The 16,516-nt window shown below is 33.2% G+C and carries 19 protein-coding genes; 3 read left to right on the top strand and 16 right to left on the bottom strand.

Annotated elements, in window-relative coordinates; all coding sequences use genetic code 11:
- Positions 1 to 11 precede the first annotated feature (11 nt).
- Positions 12 to 458, top strand: coding sequence for a DUF2141 domain-containing protein (locus ACGLWY_RS07615; protein ID WP_396619082.1), 447 nt, complete (start codon positions 12 to 14; stop codon positions 456 to 458).
- A gap of 568 nt (positions 459 to 1,026) precedes the next feature.
- On the opposite strand, the gene ACGLWY_RS07610 is transcribed toward ACGLWY_RS07615, so the two are convergent.
- Positions 1,027 to 1,641 (bottom strand): FMN-dependent NADH-azoreductase, encoded by a 615-nt coding sequence (locus tag ACGLWY_RS07610; RefSeq protein WP_396619081.1) that lies wholly within the window; start codon positions 1,639 to 1,641, stop codon positions 1,027 to 1,029.
- A gap of 99 nt (positions 1,642 to 1,740) precedes the next feature.
- Between ACGLWY_RS07610 and ACGLWY_RS07605 the strand changes: the two genes are divergently transcribed.
- Together ACGLWY_RS07605 and ACGLWY_RS07600 are read left to right on the top strand one after the other, a co-directional pair.
- A complete protein-coding gene (locus tag ACGLWY_RS07605; RefSeq protein ID WP_396619080.1) occupies positions 1,741 to 2,631 on the top strand; it encodes a LysR family transcriptional regulator in 891 nt (296 codons plus the stop codon).
- A 2-nt stretch (positions 2,632 to 2,633) separates the two neighbouring features.
- Positions 2,634 to 2,993, top strand: coding sequence for an MmcQ/YjbR family DNA-binding protein (locus ACGLWY_RS07600; RefSeq protein WP_396619079.1), 360 nt, complete (start codon positions 2,634 to 2,636; stop codon positions 2,991 to 2,993).
- A 5-nt stretch (positions 2,994 to 2,998) separates the two neighbouring features.
- Here ACGLWY_RS07600 and ACGLWY_RS07595 read toward each other — a convergent pair whose 3' ends face one another.
- The 15 genes from ACGLWY_RS07595 to ACGLWY_RS07525 form a co-directional block, all read right to left on the bottom strand.
- Entirely contained in the window at positions 2,999 to 3,574 is a 576-nt protein-coding gene (locus ACGLWY_RS07595) for a Crp/Fnr family transcriptional regulator (protein ID WP_396619078.1), read from the bottom strand.
- 211 nt (positions 3,575 to 3,785) lie between these two features.
- Positions 3,786 to 4,793, bottom strand: coding sequence for a hypothetical protein (locus ACGLWY_RS07590; RefSeq protein WP_396619077.1), 1,008 nt, complete (start codon positions 4,791 to 4,793; stop codon positions 3,786 to 3,788).
- A gap of 198 nt (positions 4,794 to 4,991) precedes the next feature.
- Positions 4,992 to 5,360: a hypothetical protein gene (locus tag ACGLWY_RS07585; RefSeq protein ID WP_396619076.1), complete on the bottom strand. Its 369-nt coding sequence runs from the start codon at positions 5,358 to 5,360 to the stop codon at positions 4,992 to 4,994.
- 5 nt (positions 5,361 to 5,365) lie between these two features.
- Positions 5,366 to 5,971 (bottom strand): hypothetical protein, encoded by a 606-nt coding sequence (locus ACGLWY_RS07580; RefSeq protein WP_396619075.1) that lies wholly within the window; start codon positions 5,969 to 5,971, stop codon positions 5,366 to 5,368.
- A 58-nt stretch (positions 5,972 to 6,029) separates the two neighbouring features.
- Positions 6,030 to 6,641 carry a class I SAM-dependent methyltransferase gene (locus ACGLWY_RS07575; protein WP_396619074.1) on the bottom strand — a complete coding sequence of 204 codons (612 nt, stop codon included), beginning with the start codon at positions 6,639 to 6,641 and terminating at the stop codon, positions 6,030 to 6,032.
- 46 nt (positions 6,642 to 6,687) lie between these two features.
- Positions 6,688 to 7,116: an RrF2 family transcriptional regulator gene (locus ACGLWY_RS07570; RefSeq protein WP_396619073.1), complete on the bottom strand. Its 429-nt coding sequence runs from the start codon at positions 7,114 to 7,116 to the stop codon at positions 6,688 to 6,690.
- Between the two features lie 200 nt (positions 7,117 to 7,316).
- Positions 7,317 to 8,042 (bottom strand): MBL fold metallo-hydrolase, encoded by a 726-nt coding sequence (locus ACGLWY_RS07565; protein WP_396619072.1) that lies wholly within the window; start codon positions 8,040 to 8,042, stop codon positions 7,317 to 7,319.
- Between the two features lie 54 nt (positions 8,043 to 8,096).
- Entirely contained in the window at positions 8,097 to 8,669 is a 573-nt protein-coding gene (locus ACGLWY_RS07560; protein WP_396619071.1) for a Crp/Fnr family transcriptional regulator, read from the bottom strand.
- Between the two features lie 360 nt (positions 8,670 to 9,029).
- Positions 9,030 to 10,397, bottom strand: coding sequence for a DUF4038 domain-containing protein (locus ACGLWY_RS07555; protein ID WP_396619070.1), 1,368 nt, complete (start codon positions 10,395 to 10,397; stop codon positions 9,030 to 9,032).
- Between the two features lie 35 nt (positions 10,398 to 10,432).
- Complete coding sequence (locus tag ACGLWY_RS07550) at positions 10,433 to 11,245, bottom strand: aspartate/glutamate racemase family protein (protein WP_396619069.1); 813 nt, start codon at positions 11,243 to 11,245, stop codon at positions 10,433 to 10,435.
- Positions 11,246 to 11,291: 46 nt separating this feature from the next.
- Positions 11,292 to 12,245 carry a transketolase family protein gene (locus tag ACGLWY_RS07545; protein ID WP_396619068.1) on the bottom strand — a complete coding sequence of 318 codons (954 nt, stop codon included), beginning with the start codon at positions 12,243 to 12,245 and terminating at the stop codon, positions 11,292 to 11,294.
- Between the two features lies 1 nt (position 12,246).
- Positions 12,247 to 13,158 (bottom strand): transketolase, encoded by a 912-nt coding sequence (locus tag ACGLWY_RS07540; protein ID WP_396619067.1) that lies wholly within the window; start codon positions 13,156 to 13,158, stop codon positions 12,247 to 12,249.
- 14 nt (positions 13,159 to 13,172) lie between these two features.
- Positions 13,173 to 14,453 carry an MFS transporter gene (locus tag ACGLWY_RS07535; protein WP_396619066.1) on the bottom strand — a complete coding sequence of 427 codons (1,281 nt, stop codon included), beginning with the start codon at positions 14,451 to 14,453 and terminating at the stop codon, positions 13,173 to 13,175.
- A gap of 15 nt (positions 14,454 to 14,468) precedes the next feature.
- Positions 14,469 to 15,143 carry a GntR family transcriptional regulator gene (locus ACGLWY_RS07530; RefSeq protein ID WP_396619065.1) on the bottom strand — a complete coding sequence of 225 codons (675 nt, stop codon included), beginning with the start codon at positions 15,141 to 15,143 and terminating at the stop codon, positions 14,469 to 14,471.
- An 11-nt stretch (positions 15,144 to 15,154) separates the two neighbouring features.
- Positions 15,155 to 16,441 carry a four-carbon acid sugar kinase family protein gene (locus ACGLWY_RS07525; RefSeq protein WP_396619064.1) on the bottom strand — a complete coding sequence of 429 codons (1,287 nt, stop codon included), beginning with the start codon at positions 16,439 to 16,441 and terminating at the stop codon, positions 15,155 to 15,157.
- Positions 16,442 to 16,516 lie beyond the last annotated feature (75 nt).

The following is a 16,516-nucleotide window of genomic DNA, read 5'->3' as shown; positions in this document are numbered from 1 at the left end:
ATTATAAAATCATGAACAGAATTTCAATTATTATAACTGTTATTACATTTCAGTTATTGTCATTAGGCATTTATGCACAAACGAAAGAAACACATATCCCGCTAACCTTTAACGTAACCGGATTTGCCGATAATTCGGGTCAGTTACTTGTATATTTATACAGGAAAGAAGACAAAATACCTTCAGATCCGTTCAAAATACTGGAAATCAAAATTGATAATAAAAAAGCTTTTGTCAAAATTGATGATCTTCCTTTAGGTGATTATGCTTGCATATTTATCCACGATCAGAACGCTAATAACCGTATTGATCACAGCTTTGGTATACCCAGTGAACCACTTGGTTACACCAATAATTGGAAATTATCCCTCTTTTCGGGTATGCCCACTTTCGAGAGATTAAGATTCACATATAACGTTTCGAAAAATAACTATGTAATTAATATGGATGAAAAATAAATACTCAATGGGAAATTAAAAATATCTTTAATGTTGAAAGATGAAATGAACTTTCATTTTGTTTGGGAATAATCACACTCCTTTGAGGGAAGTCCCTTGGTGGATAAGGCGGTCAAGATGTGCCACCTACAGCGGATATAAATAAGCATAGTAATAATTATTGGAAATCCTTTTATATCTTAGGCTGAAATGAGTTTTTAAGTGGCTCAAAAATTCCGTTTTCAATGGTTCCCTTTAACCATTTTTTGCAACTGGAGAAGGTATTGAGAAAATAAAAGCTTTAAAAAGGATTTTGTGTTCCGATTTAGTGATTAAATCACAATTAGGTTAATATTTATTTAAAGTTTATTTTCATGATTTAGTCAAATTAATTGATATCTCAAAACCCTTATAAACATTGAGAATTGTGAGACTGCTTTTGAATCCAGTCGAGGTCACTAAGAAAACTTGTAAAAAGTTTCAAAACCGTGCAAAACCTATGATTTGTACGGTTTCTTGGTTTTTAGACCATCATTTAAATTGATTTGAATTCAACATAGCTTATGCAAACACACTTCGCAAATGTTACTTAATTACTATTTTGGTACCATCTATTACAGATGCCTTCTATTCTAAAGATAGCGTCTTCAATAAGTCTATCTGCTTTTTCAGGAAACTGGTTGAGACCCTGTATTACTACGTCTTCAGACTCAATACCCATAAAACCAAAAGCGGTTTTGATAAGTGGTGTAGCAAAATCCGCTTCACCAACTTCATACCCGGTTGTTATAAGAATCATTGCTTTTTTATCTGAACATAATCCCTGAAACCCTTCACTGTTGATTGTAAAAGTTTTACCTATTTGTATCACTGCATCCAACCAAGCCTTTACTGTGGCTGGAACCGAAAAATTATACATCGGGAAAGCTAGTACTATAAAATCTGATAGTATGAGTTGTTCGGTCATTGTGTTATTTTTTTTTAGCAACATTTCTTCTTCATTTGTTAATGTTTCATCGGAATAATTGGCTTTTAAAAAAACGTTTAGAGTTTCAAACAATAACAGATCTGGTGGTGTAATTGCCAAATCCAAAATTGTCACTTCAGTATTACCGTTCGATAATGTTTTAAAACTATCGACAAGCTTTTTTGTATTGGAACCTATACGCGGAGTATAACTTACTAGGAGTGTTTTTTTAGGCATAATTATGATTTTTAAAGTTAAATAATGTCTGACAAATGTAGAGGAGCTATATGTATAATAAAAATTACTTATATTAGCGTTTTCTATAACTTAAGTAATATGGTTAATTTAGAATGGTATCGTACTTTTACCTATGTTTACGAGTACGGAAGTTTGACAACAGCATCACAGAAATTGTATATGTCGCAACCAGGAGTAGGCAAACAAATAGCAGCATTGGAAAGCGAAGTAGGGAAGCAGCTTTTTGAACGCACAACCCGAAAAATGCTACCAACGGAATATGGGAAATTTTTGTATTCACAAATTGCAGTATTTATTGAAGGATTAGAAAAAGCAGAACAGAAATTCAGGAGAGGAAGTAGCAAAAATTGCCCTTCTATTGTAGTGGGTTGCTCCTATGATTTTTTCCATCAATTTATTCTGAAAAAAATCCCGGAAATTAATATGTTTCTCACGTTTAAGTTTGGTGACATGGAAGAATTGATTACGTATTTAGAGAAAGATAAAATTCATTTAATGGTTTCAGACAGGGAATATAGTGGATACGACCATAATTTTTCATTAATAAAAGAAAGCAAACTATCACTCTACGCTTCTAAAAAGTTGTATAAGGATGCTCCTTTTGAAAAAATAGACAAAAAAAACTCAAAAGAAATCCAGCAATGGCTATCCGAACAATTGTGGTATGCATATGACAATGACTTACCCAACATAACAGCTTTTTGGAAAGCTAATTTCAACAGTAGGCCACAAGTGAAGGCAAAATATGTTTTCCCTTCTTTTAGAGATATAGTTACTATGATGGATATTGGTCACGGATTAGCAGTCTTGCCTGATTATATCGGAATAAATGCTGTAAAAAATGGAGTTATTAAGCCGATGTTCATCAACAGCAAAAAAACGAACTGTAATTTATTATGGGTAAACAAAAGAACTACCAATTATCATTACGAAATTAACCTACTTACCGACGCTCTTAATATTAAATGAGTATGAATATAGAGGAATACAGAAATTATTGCATTAAAAAAAGTGGTGTTACGGAATCTTTTCCTTTTCCAAAAAACTTACCCAATGTTTTGGTTTTTAAGGTTGGGGGCAAAATGTTTACAGCAACCGATGTTTCAACTTATGCTAGTATTAGCCTAAAATGCAACCCAAACACAATAGATGATCTTCGGGCAAAATACCCTGCCGTAACCTTACCTGGATATATGAACAAAAACCACTGGAATCGTATTGTTATGGATAATTCCATTCCTGACTCACTACTTTACAAATGGATTGATGAATCGTATAATTTAGTAGTCGCTAAATTACCAAAAAGGGTTCGTTTGGAATTAGAAATATGAAATCTTTACTTAATAGCCTGTTTTCGTATACGGCTCAAACTTTTCGGGTTCATTCCCAAAAACGAAGCGATGTATTGCAGAGGAACATTATATAATATTTGGGGATAATTGTCAATGAGTTTTTGATAACGTTGTTCTGCAGTGAGTGTTGCCAGTTCTTTTGAACGATTTTCATTATAGGCTAGTGATTCCTGAAAAACCAATATACTGAAGTCCTTGAACGCCATGCTTTGCTGTGTCAATAAATCCAAATTATTTTTAGTAATTTTAAGCAATTCGCATTCTGTTATGCACTCGAGATTTTCATTAGACTCTTCCTGATTAATAAAGGTAAAATATGATGTGATAAAGCCTGGAGGACAATTAATGTGTGTAGTGACTTCATCACCTTTGTCGTTGTAATGAAATAGTCTCACAAAACCTGACACCACAAAATATAGATGTTTTGGGATTCTTCCTTCTTCTTCTATGATACGATTTTTAGGAAAAAGCACAGGTTGAAAATACTGTTGGCATAAATGTATATCCGTGTCAGCGAGTGTTACGCTTTGAGAAATCAATTTTATTAATTTTTCGTGCATTATACAAAGTTAGAAAATAGTTTTAGTGTTGTTTGCATGGTATTAAAATAAAGGTTAAACATGCTGAATCTAAAGAATGAAAAGATGGTCATTTTTCAAAATATTTTACAAAAAGCCATGAAAGGAATATCTGGAAAATTTGATCTAAACCTAGAGGCACGAAATTTAGACTAAAATATTGTGTTTAGCACTTTCTTCTAGCGGTAAAAAATTATTCAAAAGTGACATTTGTATAATTATTAAAATTTTCAAATTCTATAGGGAAAGTGTTATTAACAAATTCGTATTCCCAAAGTTCAATATATCTAATTCCTATTGTTTGTGCTTGACTGAATATAGTAGTATAATCATTATCTTTAAATCTTTCTGTTTGATCTGACCTTCCAATAGCTTGCGCATATATATCTCCTTGAAATACAGTAAGGGCATCTATAAGGTTAGGTTGATAAGTTGTCTTCCCTGAAATCCACCACATTGCAGCTCCAACACGATGATTTAAAGTGCTGTCATTCCATAAGTCTGTCATTATTCTATTAGGAATTGAGGTATCTTCCATTATATCGTGGACTTCAACTGCTATTGCCTTTTTTGTAAAAGCATTTGCAAATATCCTAGCTGTTTCTTTTACACTATTAACCCAATTGTCTGAAGTTAGTCCAGCATCTAAAAGCTCATCTGTTGTTACACCATTAAAATGACCTTCTATACCATTTGCAGTCATTTGTGGAACATATACTAAAACCAAATCTTCATCTTCATTATATTCGTTCGAAAGTGCTTCCGCAAGTAAAGCGAGTCTTTCATTAACCCTAGTATCCCAAATTTTAGGGATTCTCTTTACAGTATTATCAACTCCTGTTATTTCAAAATAATCAGCGCCAATAGATTCTGTCAACCATAAAGGACTATCTCCACCAGCTAGAATACTAAGACTCCACTTTAAATTTCTTGCTTTAATAATTTTACGAAATTGCTCTATGCTTGAAAAGTTATAAATTCCTTTGTTTGGTTCTATTTCGCTCCATTTTACTCGAATTAACGAACCATTAACTTGATTATTATCTAAAGCAGTTTCATTTCCAAAAGAACTGGTGTAAAGTCCTTTAGGCTTTGTGATGTCTGTAGTATTATTTGAATTTTCAAGAATAGAATTATTATCATCTGAATTGCAAGAGAATAAAAATAGTATGATAAGAAAAGTTAAGTTGTATTTACTCATATTTAGTTAATTAGTGGTTTAATTTTAGACTTCAAAAATAGTTTAAGGTTTAATCAGCATTACACGTAACGGTTAGTATGAGAATAGTAGCCGATTGCGGGCTTCATTCTTGTCAAGTTATACAAAAGTTGAAGTGGGTTGCCACCCTTGAATTTACTACTGAACCGACTGTATTTTTTTCCATTGCTATGCATTCGTTCATTTTTTTATTCTAAACCATTCACTTCTTTTTAGATAAGCGGATAAAACAGTTAATAAAACAAATACTATTTGAGGGATGAAACCATCTCCGTGTTGCATATGAGCAGATATAGTTCCGCCTAGGAAAACCAATGTTGCTATTAACCCAAACGTAAATGTTTTTGGGATTATAAATAATACTCCTGAAACAATTGCAATCACTCCAAGAAAATAGATAAATTCAAAATAATTAGGGTTTAATTCCATAATCATTTCTGTATATGGCTTAAATCCAATTAATTTTAATAATCCGCTAATGATTAGTGCTGTAGATATAAAATAGTTTATACCGTTACCAATGATGTTTTTTGTTTTTTGATTATTCATTGTTATTAATTAAAAGTATATCCAATATGAAGTGTAGCAAACATTGTAATTGGGGCAATATCGTATTCCAAACTACCTAAAGTGTTATTCCCGGATATTTTTGATGTGTATCCAATTCCTGCCCAAGGTTTGATGTATAAATTATTTTTAAATGGTTTTATGGTATAACCAAAATAGCCCATAGCAAGAATATTTGTAAACTTTTCACTTCCTGCAAAGGTTTCATTTTCAATTTTGTATTCTTGTATACTCATTTGAGCTCCTACAAACCATTTGCGATTTACTTCTGTAAAATGGTGCTCGCCAAAAAGTCCGACGCCATTATTTAGTCGAACGTCCCATCCTTTATCTTTATTTTTCTTATTAAAATCAACTAGAACACTTGGCATATCCATAGCATAGATACCAACCCCAAATAGTAAATGATAGCAATTTTTTGGTTGAATTCGCAAATGTGCTGAATAACCATTAAAGGCAAAAGTGGCTGGGTCAATTTCAAGACTTATCGTTGTTTTGTCATTTGAAGGTGTTATTTCTTGTTGAGCAAATGATTTAGGATTGACGCCAATTATCAACGTCAATGTTATGATTCCTAATTTTATATTTTTCATTGTATTTTTTTTAAATTGTTATACTTTATATTCATTATATTTAGAAAGTGTAAAAAAATTATTTTTCTAGTACTTCAACTTGGGCATAGCCCTTCATCACAATTTCTCTTTTATATTTTAAATGGTGTGTTAGTGCGTATTGCTCAAGATATAGGTTCTTTGTCCAAGGCCCTGCACGATTTCTAGTAACATAAAACCAAATGTAAATACTCAAGTTTTTAAGAGGGAAGTAGTTTTTTAATAGGTTAAGAATATTACCGCTTCCTGTTGGTGTAAGAACTATTATTTTCCCCTGATTTTTTAAAAGTCTTCGAGACTCTTTGAGTATAATATCAATACTGTCCTTCTCTAAATGGAAAAGAACGCTACAAATGGTTATATAATTAAAAGTGTTGCCTTCAAATGGTAGATTTTTATCTGCTTTGATTTCAATTAGCTTTGTATTAGTTTTTTTTAGTTTTTTTTGGGCTTCTAAAAGCATTCTAGAGCTGGTATCTACTCCAACACAATCAATATCTTTTTCACTAGATAATATTTGAATGAGTTTCCCTGTACCCGTTCCAATATCTAATAATTTACCATTATCAGTAATTTCATTGACTACAGGATTTAAAAAATCACGATACCAAGGTGTTTCTTGAACATTAGAAAAGAATTTTGAAAATTTCATATGTAGTTACAGTATATTATGTATATATAGTTAAAATAAAAAAATATTAATTATTCATTTCAATTAATATTTCTTCAATTGTTTTTTTTGATAATTCACTTTTTAATTGGTTTTCAGCATTACTCAAAATATTTTTAATTGATTTTTGTGCGTTGTTGGGTCTTTTTCCCTCAGCTAGTATATTAAATGAAGTTTGAAATAAAGGCTTTCCTTTTTCTGTTGCTTCCAAAATTTCCAAAACAGTAATGTCGGAAGGTTTTTTTATCAATCTTATTCCACCAAGTTTTCCTTCTTTAGTCTCAATTATGTTAGCGGCATTTAAGTTTTGAAGTATTTTAACCAAAGTTGGTTTGGGAATGCTTAAATATTTAGAAATATCAGCTGTTGACAAAAATTCAAATTGTTTTTGTCGTATCTTATCAGATATAAAGATGACTACTAATATTGATTTTGTAAAGGATAAAGAGTAACCCATACTTGATATTCCTTATATTCAGTATACAAATATACATAAGTTTTTTAATTCTGCAATTATTTTCTTGAAATATTAATTTTTTCGAGATGATGCTTAACGGTTAGTATAATGGTAGCCGATTACGGGCTTCATTCCTGTCTGGTTACAAAAGTTGAAGCGAGTTGCAACCTTTGAATTTACTATGGAACCAGCTATTACTTTTATACAGCTGACCTACTTTTTAAGTATTTGTCATAATATTCTATCACTTGGGTTCTATCTAATGGGCCACCGTGTCCTAGATAATATCGTTTTCCCTTTTCCAGTAAAATTTTGCCAAAACTCTTTTTAAGTACAGTTAAATTATCATGAAAAGGAGGATGCTTTACTCGCTTATGAAACATTATTCCGCCTAGTAGGATTCCAGAAGCCATCATATCCATAATAATAACTTCTTCATTTTCTAAAACTATTGAGAGAGAACCAGGAGTATGCCCAGGGGTGTGGATGATTTTACCATTAACTCCCCAATCCTTTAAATCATATTCAGTATCTCCTTCAATTAATATTTCAGGTTCGAAAGGTTCTGTTTTTTGATTTTTAATTATTTGTTTGAAAAGCCACCATTGAGGTTTGTTAAGTTTCATAGTTGAAATATCAGCTTTGCCTGTTATATATGATTCAACGTCCAGTTCATGAGCCAAAATAGGCATTTTTAAAATTTGTTTGAGTTTGAAGGCACTTCCAAAATGGTCTATGTGAGAATGAGTGATTATTATTAATCCGATATCATTTTTATCGATACCATATTTATTCAGTTGTTTTATAATTTTCTTTTCACTATTTGGAACGCCTGTATCAACCAGTATGTGTTTTTTATCTCCCTTAATCAAGAAACAATTTATCATGCCTCTTGACCAAATTGAAATAGGGATTACTCTATTCATAATTTTATTTTTTTCAAAATTACGGGCAACCTACTTCTAAAAAAATCACATATGTTACTTAATTACCTCTTTTCGAATGCGACTAAGTGACTGAGGTTTTATGCCAAGGTAAGAAGCCAAATGTTTTACAGCTGTATTTAAAGCAATATTGGGCTGAGTATTTAATAGCCTTAAATATCTATCTGATGCCGATAGATTCTGAAGTGAGTTTGCTCTATCTGAAATTTTTGTAATATATTTTTCATATACGCTTTTACAAAAAAATGACCAATTTGAAACCTCTTTGTACAAATTTTCATAGTCAGTCTTTGATATACACAATAATGTACAATCAGAGATGCACTGAATACTTTCTTTTGAGAAATCATTATTTAAAAAACTTTCAAAGGAAGTCACAAAATCTTTAGTAGATAAAATTTGAGTTGTTATTTCATTGCCATTATCTAAGTAAAAACATCTTACATATCCGTTGATTATAAAATATAGGTTTGGGGACAAAGCACCTTCTTCAACCAAGTATTCATTTTTCTTTTTAGTAATGATTTTAAAAGCAGAAGTTAAAACTTCAACTTCTTTATCAGAAATAATTATTACTTCCTTTATGGCATCAAATAGAACAGTTTTCATTCATGCTATTATTAATCAGTATTATAAACAAATCAAAGCAGACACTTTTCTGATTAGAGAATGAAAAGATAATGAATTATCTAGAAACTAGCTTCACAAATTGTATCAATGAACGTATATCCTAAATGCAAAAGAGAGACAATCTTGCATTTACATTGTCTCTCTTTCTTGCTATTAAAAACTCGATGCCTATTAGAAACTGGGGCATTATTTTAAACCAGTTTTTGACTATACTTGAAAAATGGTCCAACTCTAATAAAGAGTCAAACCCTCGATTTATAACTTACACACTTAGTGAGATATTACCTAAAAACTTAATTTAATAAAATACAACTTACAAAATAAAAATTCTATTTTTTCTTATTCCGTACCCTCTATAACAGTTTGCTTTTTAGCTTGAGTGCGTTCGATTACTATTGCCAAATCATCCATAAAATCAGGAATTTGTAAAGGACTCGGCTTCCCTAATCCTTTAGATTGAAGTTCTGCAACCTTTAGTGTGTCTAATGTAGATGGGTTTATAAAAGAAATTTTGAACCCACCATTGGGTAAACGAACATTTGCTACCTCATCTGTAATGTGTTTTCCTGTTTCTAAAGAACAGAGATAAACGATATTGATCTTTCGGGAAGGTTCAGCAAGAGTCACTGAAAAATATTCAGAAGATGTAGCGTTATATATAGTGAAATTTGGATCCATTTCCCAGAACGGAAGGGATCTGAAAAAATCGGTAACAGGTTTCATAAATTCTTGACCAGGACCACGATAGGAAGCATCGTCGATACCTTCGCAACCTTCCCAGGAATGCCAGGTCCAATGACAACCTGCCGTATACCAGATCCAGGCTTGTTTACGGCGATGTATTGGATCATCATTTTTATGTCTAATCTCTCTTCCTGATTCATTGTTAAACGCTGGTTTTCCATGTGATCTACTGTTTTGTGCTACAGAAAAATACCAGTCTTTTAAATCGTATTCAGCTGTAGAACCTGTACAGGTATGAACAATTGAAATGCCCATCCACTCTTTTTGAGGCCAACATGCATCATCTGTAGTCCCTGCGGAGGTAATGACAGGTCTTTTAAAGGGATCGTTTTTGTAGAAATAGTTGCCTACAGAATCTTGAAAACGTTCATCCCCTAAATATTCATTCATTATTTCCCAAGTGAAAATATTAGAGTATTTACCCAGTCTATTAATAGTTTCATCCCAATATTCTTTTTGATAGGGTAGCTCATGTGCTTTCCTGCTAAGGCTATTGTATAAATTTAAATCAATACCAATGCCATATTTCCCAGCTAACTGTATACGTCTTTCCACTTCATCCCAATATGGCTCATTAAACTTTGAAAAGTCAGGATTTTCTCGTGTTCCTCCCCATGGCCAAGAATCCATGCCAAGTGTTTCAAAATAAAGAGCGCCTTCCAAACAAACCCTAATAACGTTTACACCTTGATCCTTCGCTCTTTTTAAGACTCCTTCAGGATCTTCACTTTTAAAATAAGCCCATGCTGTTTTATTAAGTATCAGTAAATGCTCACCTTCATTATTTACAAAGTGATGTGGATATAAAGAATCGACAATAAATGCTGAAGTCCAAGGTGATGCAAATGATATTAATTCGGGTTTTTGTTGAAAGTTTTTGTGTGAATCCTGATTACAGGCAAAAATAGTCAGCATAAATAAAATTGCTACAGTATATTTATTTAATAGGTTGAAAAGGTTCATAATTTATTTTTATACTCTTAATTTAAACTAATTCTTTATACAGATTCTCCACTTAGAATCTTACCTGCCTTTCTGAAACCGGTTTCACCACTGTTCAATACTTTTACTCCAAATTCTTTTTCTGGATTAGGATATGAAAAGCTGAAAACAGACATTGAAAGTTGTGCCAGTACCACGATATCTATCTTTTCTTTTTTCTGGGCATTTCTAATGGCTTCTGCAATTACCTCGTTATGTTTTTCAATGTTTCCTTCACCCAATAAGTCAAAAGCTTCTTCTACAGTAACTCCTGCAAAATCCACTTTTTTTCCAAGTTTTTCTGCAGTTTCCTGAAGCAGCTCTTGTGTACTATTTACTGTTGGGCCATGTGTTGCCACTACTAATATTTTTCCCTCAGTTTCCACAGCTTCTTCCATCATTTCCTCATCTATCTGAATCACAGGAATTCCATAAGGTCTCATAAAATCCTGGACCTGTGAGTAGGCTCTATTCATTGTTGAACATGAAATTAAAATAGCATCGACCTTGTATAAATCGTATAGATCTTTGGCATAGTTGCAGAACAAATCGATGTTGATTTGTGGCGGACAAGGTTCTCCATTATGATAAGCAGTCATAAAATTTAGTTGAACAGCTTCATTACCTGTATTGATAATTTTAACACCGGGCAATATTTTTTTGCCAAACCATGTACTCCACAAACTCACCCAATTAGATCCATTTACAACACCCAATTTTTTTCCTTTTAACTCCAAAATATCTCCAGGTTCATTTTGTAAAGTAGGTGTTCCGGTAATACGCATGTAATCACCAAAAAGACGTATAGCATCATCGTTTTTATCTGTCATTTTCATCTAGTTTTAACGTTAATTATGTTTGTAATCAATTGAAAATTCACCTTTTCTTTTCAATCATTCTTTTAGCTGCAAGCGCAATGTCTTCAGGTTGCATTTTATGAATAGAGAAAAGTGCTTCAATACCACCGCTTTCCACAAATTCATCCCGTACCCCAATTTTATAAGTAGGTACTGGAAATTCTTCAGCCAGAACACTTAAAACTTCATCACCAAAACCACCTTTAATAGAGGCATTTTCAGCCGTAACTACACAACCTGTTTTCTTTGCCGATTGCAAAATCAATGCGCTATCTATTGGTTTTATAGAGGCAAGATGTATAACTTCTGCACTAATGCCTTCCTTTTCTAATAATTTAGCAGCGCGAATGTTAAAATCGGTCATAATGCCAGTGCCAAATAAAGAAACATTGGTTCCTTCTGAAATAACAACTCCTTTACCCCATTCAAATGTGTGGTTGTCTGGAAAAATTTCGGGCAATTCATATCTGGAAATTCGCCAATAAACGGGACCATTTGTTTCCATTGCTGTTCGCATTATAGCTTTTAGATCGTTATTACTACATGGATCTGCCACCAACATATTAGGCATAGCTCTCATGATGGCAATGTCTTCTATTGAATTATGGGATGCACCAGCACGACTGGTAGGTATACCAACATAAGATCCGGGAATTTTTACATTCAATTTTGGATAGCAAATGGATATGGCTATTTGGTCGAGTGCACGACGTGAAGCGAACACCGCAAACGTTGATGGAATAGGAATGAATCCTTCAAAGGCCAATCCTGCAGAAACTCCAAACATATTCTGCTCTGCAATACCCATTTGGATAAACCTTGTTGGGAATTTCTTTTTAAATTCGGATGCCTTGGTAGAGGTATGTAAATCGGCATCGAGAAAAAGCATGTTCTCGTATTTTAAACCTAACTCCACTAAGGTTTCTGCAAATGCATCACGCATTTCTGTTCTTTTATTTGTTTTACTTTCCATATTATTCTCCTCCGTAAAATGATTCTTTATCCAATCCTTGTTTTAATAACGAATATCCCTTTTCTGGTTTTCCATAATTTCGTGCCATTTCCCGCATCATTTCATCACCTAATTCTGGTGAAGGTGCATGGGTGTGCCATTGGTAATTAAATTCTGCACATTCAATACCTTTTCCTTTTACTGTATGTGCTATAATAACATTTGGTTTGCCATTTACTGTTATCCAACGGGCTTTATGAAGAACATTTAATACAGCTTCCATATCATGTCCGTCTACTTCATGTACATTCCATCCAAAGGCTTCCCATTTATCTCTAAAAGGTTCTATACTCATCATTTCCCAAAGCATGCCTTTCGCCATAATTTTATTGTAGTCTACAATGGCTATTAAGTTATCAAGATGGTAATGTGCAGCCGACATGGCGGCTTCCCAAATATTCCCTTCATTACATTCTCCATCACCCAACATGCAGTAAATTCGAGAGCGTGGATTTTCTTTCTGACGTAATCCCAAAGCCATACCAACAGCTACAGAAAGCCCCATACCCAAAGGTCCTCCTGAAGCTTCAATACCAGGAGCACTTAAAATATGAGTATGACCTTCTAATCCTCCAGGTTCGCAATAATCGTAAATTCGTTTTTCGGGATAAAATCCTCGAAGCGCTAAAGCGGCATACATAGCAGGTGATGCATGAGCTTTAGATAGTATAAAACGGTCGCGATTTTCCATCAATGGGTTTTGGGGATCCAACTTCATTTCATAAAAATAGAGGGCAGCCAAAATATCTGCCATACTAAATGCACCACCAATATGACCCCAACTGCTATGAATAATCATTTCTATAGCTAATCGCCTAATATTGTAGGCCCAATCTTCTAATTCCTCTATTTTATCTTCACTTATTTTCTTCATATATATTCTTATTACTATTCAATTATTAACCATTTTTTTCGCATAAAAACAAAAACCACTACCAATGCAAAAGTTGCCAAGCCAGCCATCATGAAAAATACTTGTGAAAAGTCTCCAGAATCGTTTGTCATAACACCTATTTGTTTTATAACTTGTGAAGTGAAATTCATTTCAATAAAACCAACAAGTGCAGCCACGGTTGCCACTTTGTCTTTAATGATATCCTGTTTAAACGCATGTTGATTTCCGAGAAAAGCCCCGATACCAAAAACATATAGGCACAGAAAAAACACACTCCATTCAACCGTTTTTAGTTGAGGAACAATAATGACGCTTATCATTAATAGCCATGCAAAAACAATGACGGTTTTTCTAGATTTAAGAATAGCTACCTTTTTATAAGCAAGAAACAGCACAACAACACCGGCAAGCCAAAGACCTACGTCTTGCATAAAATAAATGGCCGATAGTCTTAAGGATAACGTTTGGTCGTAAGGTACTTTTAATACATGAGTAAAAAATCTAGGAAACCATTGTGTTGCGAAGTAGAGTGAAGGTACAATACCAACACCAATGAGTGCAACACCCCAAAAAGCAGGTGCTTTTAGGATACTCAAATATCCGTTTAGGATATTGTTTACCTGAAACTTAAAACTTTTGCCTTGTACAACTTTATTATAATCATGCCAATTAGCTACTTTGTCTTCGGGTTTTCTAAAAATCAATAGCCAAGGAATTAGCCATAAAAATCCAATAGAACCGGCCACGATAAAGGCTAACCGCCAATTATATTCATTTGAAAAGTAAATAACCACAGGAGGTGCTGCCAAAGTTGCAAGAAATGCACCACTTGCAAAAATGCCAAGAGCTAAATTACGTTCCTCAAGCGGGAATATTCTAGAAATAATCATGATACAGATAGGGAAGTTTACCGCTTCCCAAATACCAAGAAGGTATCGTAACCAAATAAGGTGCTCATAATTATCTACAAGTCCCACTAACATGGTGCTTATAGACCAACCAATAACCATAAAAGGAAAGAACCATCTAAGATTTTTTATTCTATCTGTCATCATTCCAATAAACAGATGCATCCAAGCATAAGTGACTAAGAATGCCGATAATAAATTGCCAATTTGCATATTATCTAAACCAAATTCTTTGGCAATAGGATCGATAGCTGTGCCCAAGGTTTGTCTATCGAAATAATTTAGAAAAGTAGCTAAAAACAAAGTGCCCAAGACAAACCAGCGCCAGTTTTGGTGATAAAAGTTTTGTTTTTTTGTGCTATTCATGTATAACGGATTGGTTTAAATATTAAAAGCCTGCATGATTTTTAGCAGTACGTCTTTAAGATTCGTAAGGTGTTTTATAACAGCCTGTTCTGCTTCTTCGGGTTTTCGGGATATAATGGCGTTGCCTATAGCTTTGTGTTCGAAGGCAGATTTTTCTATACGTCCTTCAATGGCCGATAAGCCCATTTTAATTCGGTGCCATTGTGTATTTAAAGTAGTTATGATTTGTTCAGCTCTTTGATTATCAGATATTTCAAATAGTTTGGCATGAAATTTTTTATCGGCTTCAATCCATCTTTCGAAAAAATGATCCATTCTTTCTGGATTATTTTTCCGTTCTATAAGCAAATCATGAATAGTTAATACGATGTCGCCCAATTCGTTCATTTGTTTATCTGTGCCTTTTTCCGCAGCTAATCTCGCAATCGTTGATTCTATGGAAATCTTTAAATCGAAAATATTCTCAATGTCAAGAGGTGTTAGGTAATAGATTTTTTTTGTTCGATTTTCTGTAACGACGAGCCCCTCCATTTCTAAACGTTGAACGGCATCTCGCACAGGTGTCCTACTAAGTCCCAACTTTTCAGAAAGCGAAACCTCGGTAATCACTTCTCCTGGTTTTAGTTCATTATTAATAATTTTATCAAGTATAATTTGATATGCAGTCAGTGATGAACTTATAGTTTTCATTTTCATTTGAATTAGTTTTTAAAAAGTTTTTGAACAATTTCTGTAAGTGTCGAATCGGTGCCTACATTTCCTGGAAAAATAACATAAAGTGAACCTGGAAATTTACTTGAAGCATCTAATCTTAGAATTGGAATGCCTGGATGAATTTGTCCCATGACATTGGCTTTTTTTACTTGAAGCCCGTGTTTTAGAACTTCGTGTGAAGTAATACCACCTTTGGCGATGATTAAATCGGGTTGAAAAGTTATCTTGGATACCATTTGATGAACGAACATTGACAATTTCTCAGCTAATTCTATTTTATCTTGTTTGCTTCCATTTCCCTTATAATCCCTTTCGGTATAAACCAATACTTTTGTCTGGTTTTTAAGAAAAGCGTCTATTTTCTCTACGATAGTATTTAAATAAGCATCATAGTTTGAAAACACTTGTAAACTTTCTATCATGATTTCCGAAAATTGTTCATGTTCTTTCAGATGATTCAATTGTTGCGTTGTAAGATCTACGAAAGAACCAGCAACAATTAAACAACTTGAGATTGTATCTTTGATGTTTGCACTCAATTCATTTGTAATATCTGCATATAGTTGAACGAAGGAAGAAGCAGTTCGGTACATGAACTTTTTCCCTTTGGATTCAGCTATTTTAATACCCTCAATAGCTATTTTGAAATCGTTTTTATTTTCAGAATTGACGATGATGGCCTTGTTATTTTTAACATCTAAAAGTTTGTCAGCAATGGCTTCCTTTCCTAGATTTCTAATGTCATCAATAGTTATTGAGACGCAATGCTCTTTGCGCCACCAACTAGTTTTCTCTTCTAGATAAGAGGGTAAGTGAGATGTTTCATAACCCAAAACAGGATCTTTTGAGAATTCTGTTTCGGAAACAGGTATGAAATGTTTGCCTTTTTTTATGTAATGGGTGTCTTCTAATGTAACTCTATGTCCCTCCTCAAAAAATGGAGCAACGATGGTGCCGTCAAAAGGTCCAAAGACTTCATTAAAAGCTGTAAGTTCTTCTTTTATATGTCCACGAAGCGTAGAGTCACTTCTACTTATAATCTTAAAATCATATGTTTCTTTTTGTAAGGATTTTAACGCCCTTGCAATCTCCTTGGTGGTTTTATATGCGTTTGAAGGAGACAATGCTCTTGAGTTGGAAAGGATAAAAAACACATCTTCATGGCACAAAGTTTCTGATAACAATGTTTCATCCCATTGAGTTAAAATGGATATGTTTTTAACACATTGGCATCCAGTTGGATCATCATCTACTATTATTATTTTACTTTTCATTTCGTAAAAAAATGTATTTTGTATACATATATGATTACAAATGTATACATTTTATATTATATTTGAATACTTTAA

Source organism: Mariniflexile sp. HMF6888 (assembly GCF_044335535.1).
GTDB lineage: Bacteria > Bacteroidota > Bacteroidia > Flavobacteriales > Flavobacteriaceae > Mariniflexile.
Note: the sequence above shows the minus strand (reverse complement) of the source record. Positions and strands in the feature narration are given on the sequence as shown.

Coding starts and splice junctions, on each gene's coding strand:
- ACGLWY_RS07565 (WP_396619072.1), bottom strand. CDS start 8,042: ATGAATAGAGTAATCCCTATTTCAATTTGGTCAAGAGGCATGATAAAT.
- ACGLWY_RS07540 (WP_396619067.1), bottom strand. CDS start 13,158: ATGAAGAAAATAAGTGAAGATAAAATAGAGGAATTAGAAGATTGGGCC.
- ACGLWY_RS07590 (WP_396619077.1), bottom strand. CDS start 4,793: ATGAGTAAATACAACTTAACTTTTCTTATCATACTATTTTTATTCTCT.
- ACGLWY_RS07595 (WP_396619078.1), bottom strand. CDS start 3,574: ATGCACGAAAAATTAATAAAATTGATTTCTCAAAGCGTAACACTCGCT.
- ACGLWY_RS07555 (WP_396619070.1), bottom strand. CDS start 10,397: ATGAACCTTTTCAACCTATTAAATAAATATACTGTAGCAATTTTATTT.
- ACGLWY_RS07610 (WP_396619081.1), bottom strand. CDS start 1,641: ATGCCTAAAAAAACACTCCTAGTAAGTTATACTCCGCGTATAGGTTCC.
- ACGLWY_RS07605 (WP_396619080.1), top strand. CDS start 1,741: ATGGTTAATTTAGAATGGTATCGTACTTTTACCTATGTTTACGAGTAC.
- ACGLWY_RS07615 (WP_396619082.1), top strand. CDS start 12: ATGAACAGAATTTCAATTATTATAACTGTTATTACATTTCAGTTATTG.
- ACGLWY_RS07580 (WP_396619075.1), bottom strand. CDS start 5,971: ATGAAAAATATAAAATTAGGAATCATAACATTGACGTTGATAATTGGC.
- ACGLWY_RS07535 (WP_396619066.1), bottom strand. CDS start 14,453: ATGAATAGCACAAAAAAACAAAACTTTTATCACCAAAACTGGCGCTGG.
- ACGLWY_RS07575 (WP_396619074.1), bottom strand. CDS start 6,641: ATGAAATTTTCAAAATTCTTTTCTAATGTTCAAGAAACACCTTGGTAT.
- ACGLWY_RS07530 (WP_396619065.1), bottom strand. CDS start 15,143: ATGAAAACTATAAGTTCATCACTGACTGCATATCAAATTATACTTGAT.
- ACGLWY_RS07570 (WP_396619073.1), bottom strand. CDS start 7,116: ATGGGTTACTCTTTATCCTTTACAAAATCAATATTAGTAGTCATCTTT.
- ACGLWY_RS07560 (WP_396619071.1), bottom strand. CDS start 8,669: ATGAAAACTGTTCTATTTGATGCCATAAAGGAAGTAATAATTATTTCT.
- ACGLWY_RS07585 (WP_396619076.1), bottom strand. CDS start 5,360: ATGAATAATCAAAAAACAAAAAACATCATTGGTAACGGTATAAACTAT.
- ACGLWY_RS07545 (WP_396619068.1), bottom strand. CDS start 12,245: ATGGAAAGTAAAACAAATAAAAGAACAGAAATGCGTGATGCATTTGCA.
- ACGLWY_RS07550 (WP_396619069.1), bottom strand. CDS start 11,245: ATGACAGATAAAAACGATGATGCTATACGTCTTTTTGGTGATTACATG.
- ACGLWY_RS07600 (WP_396619079.1), top strand. CDS start 2,634: ATGAATATAGAGGAATACAGAAATTATTGCATTAAAAAAAGTGGTGTT.
- ACGLWY_RS07525 (WP_396619064.1), bottom strand. CDS start 16,441: ATGAAAAGTAAAATAATAATAGTAGATGATGATCCAACTGGATGCCAA.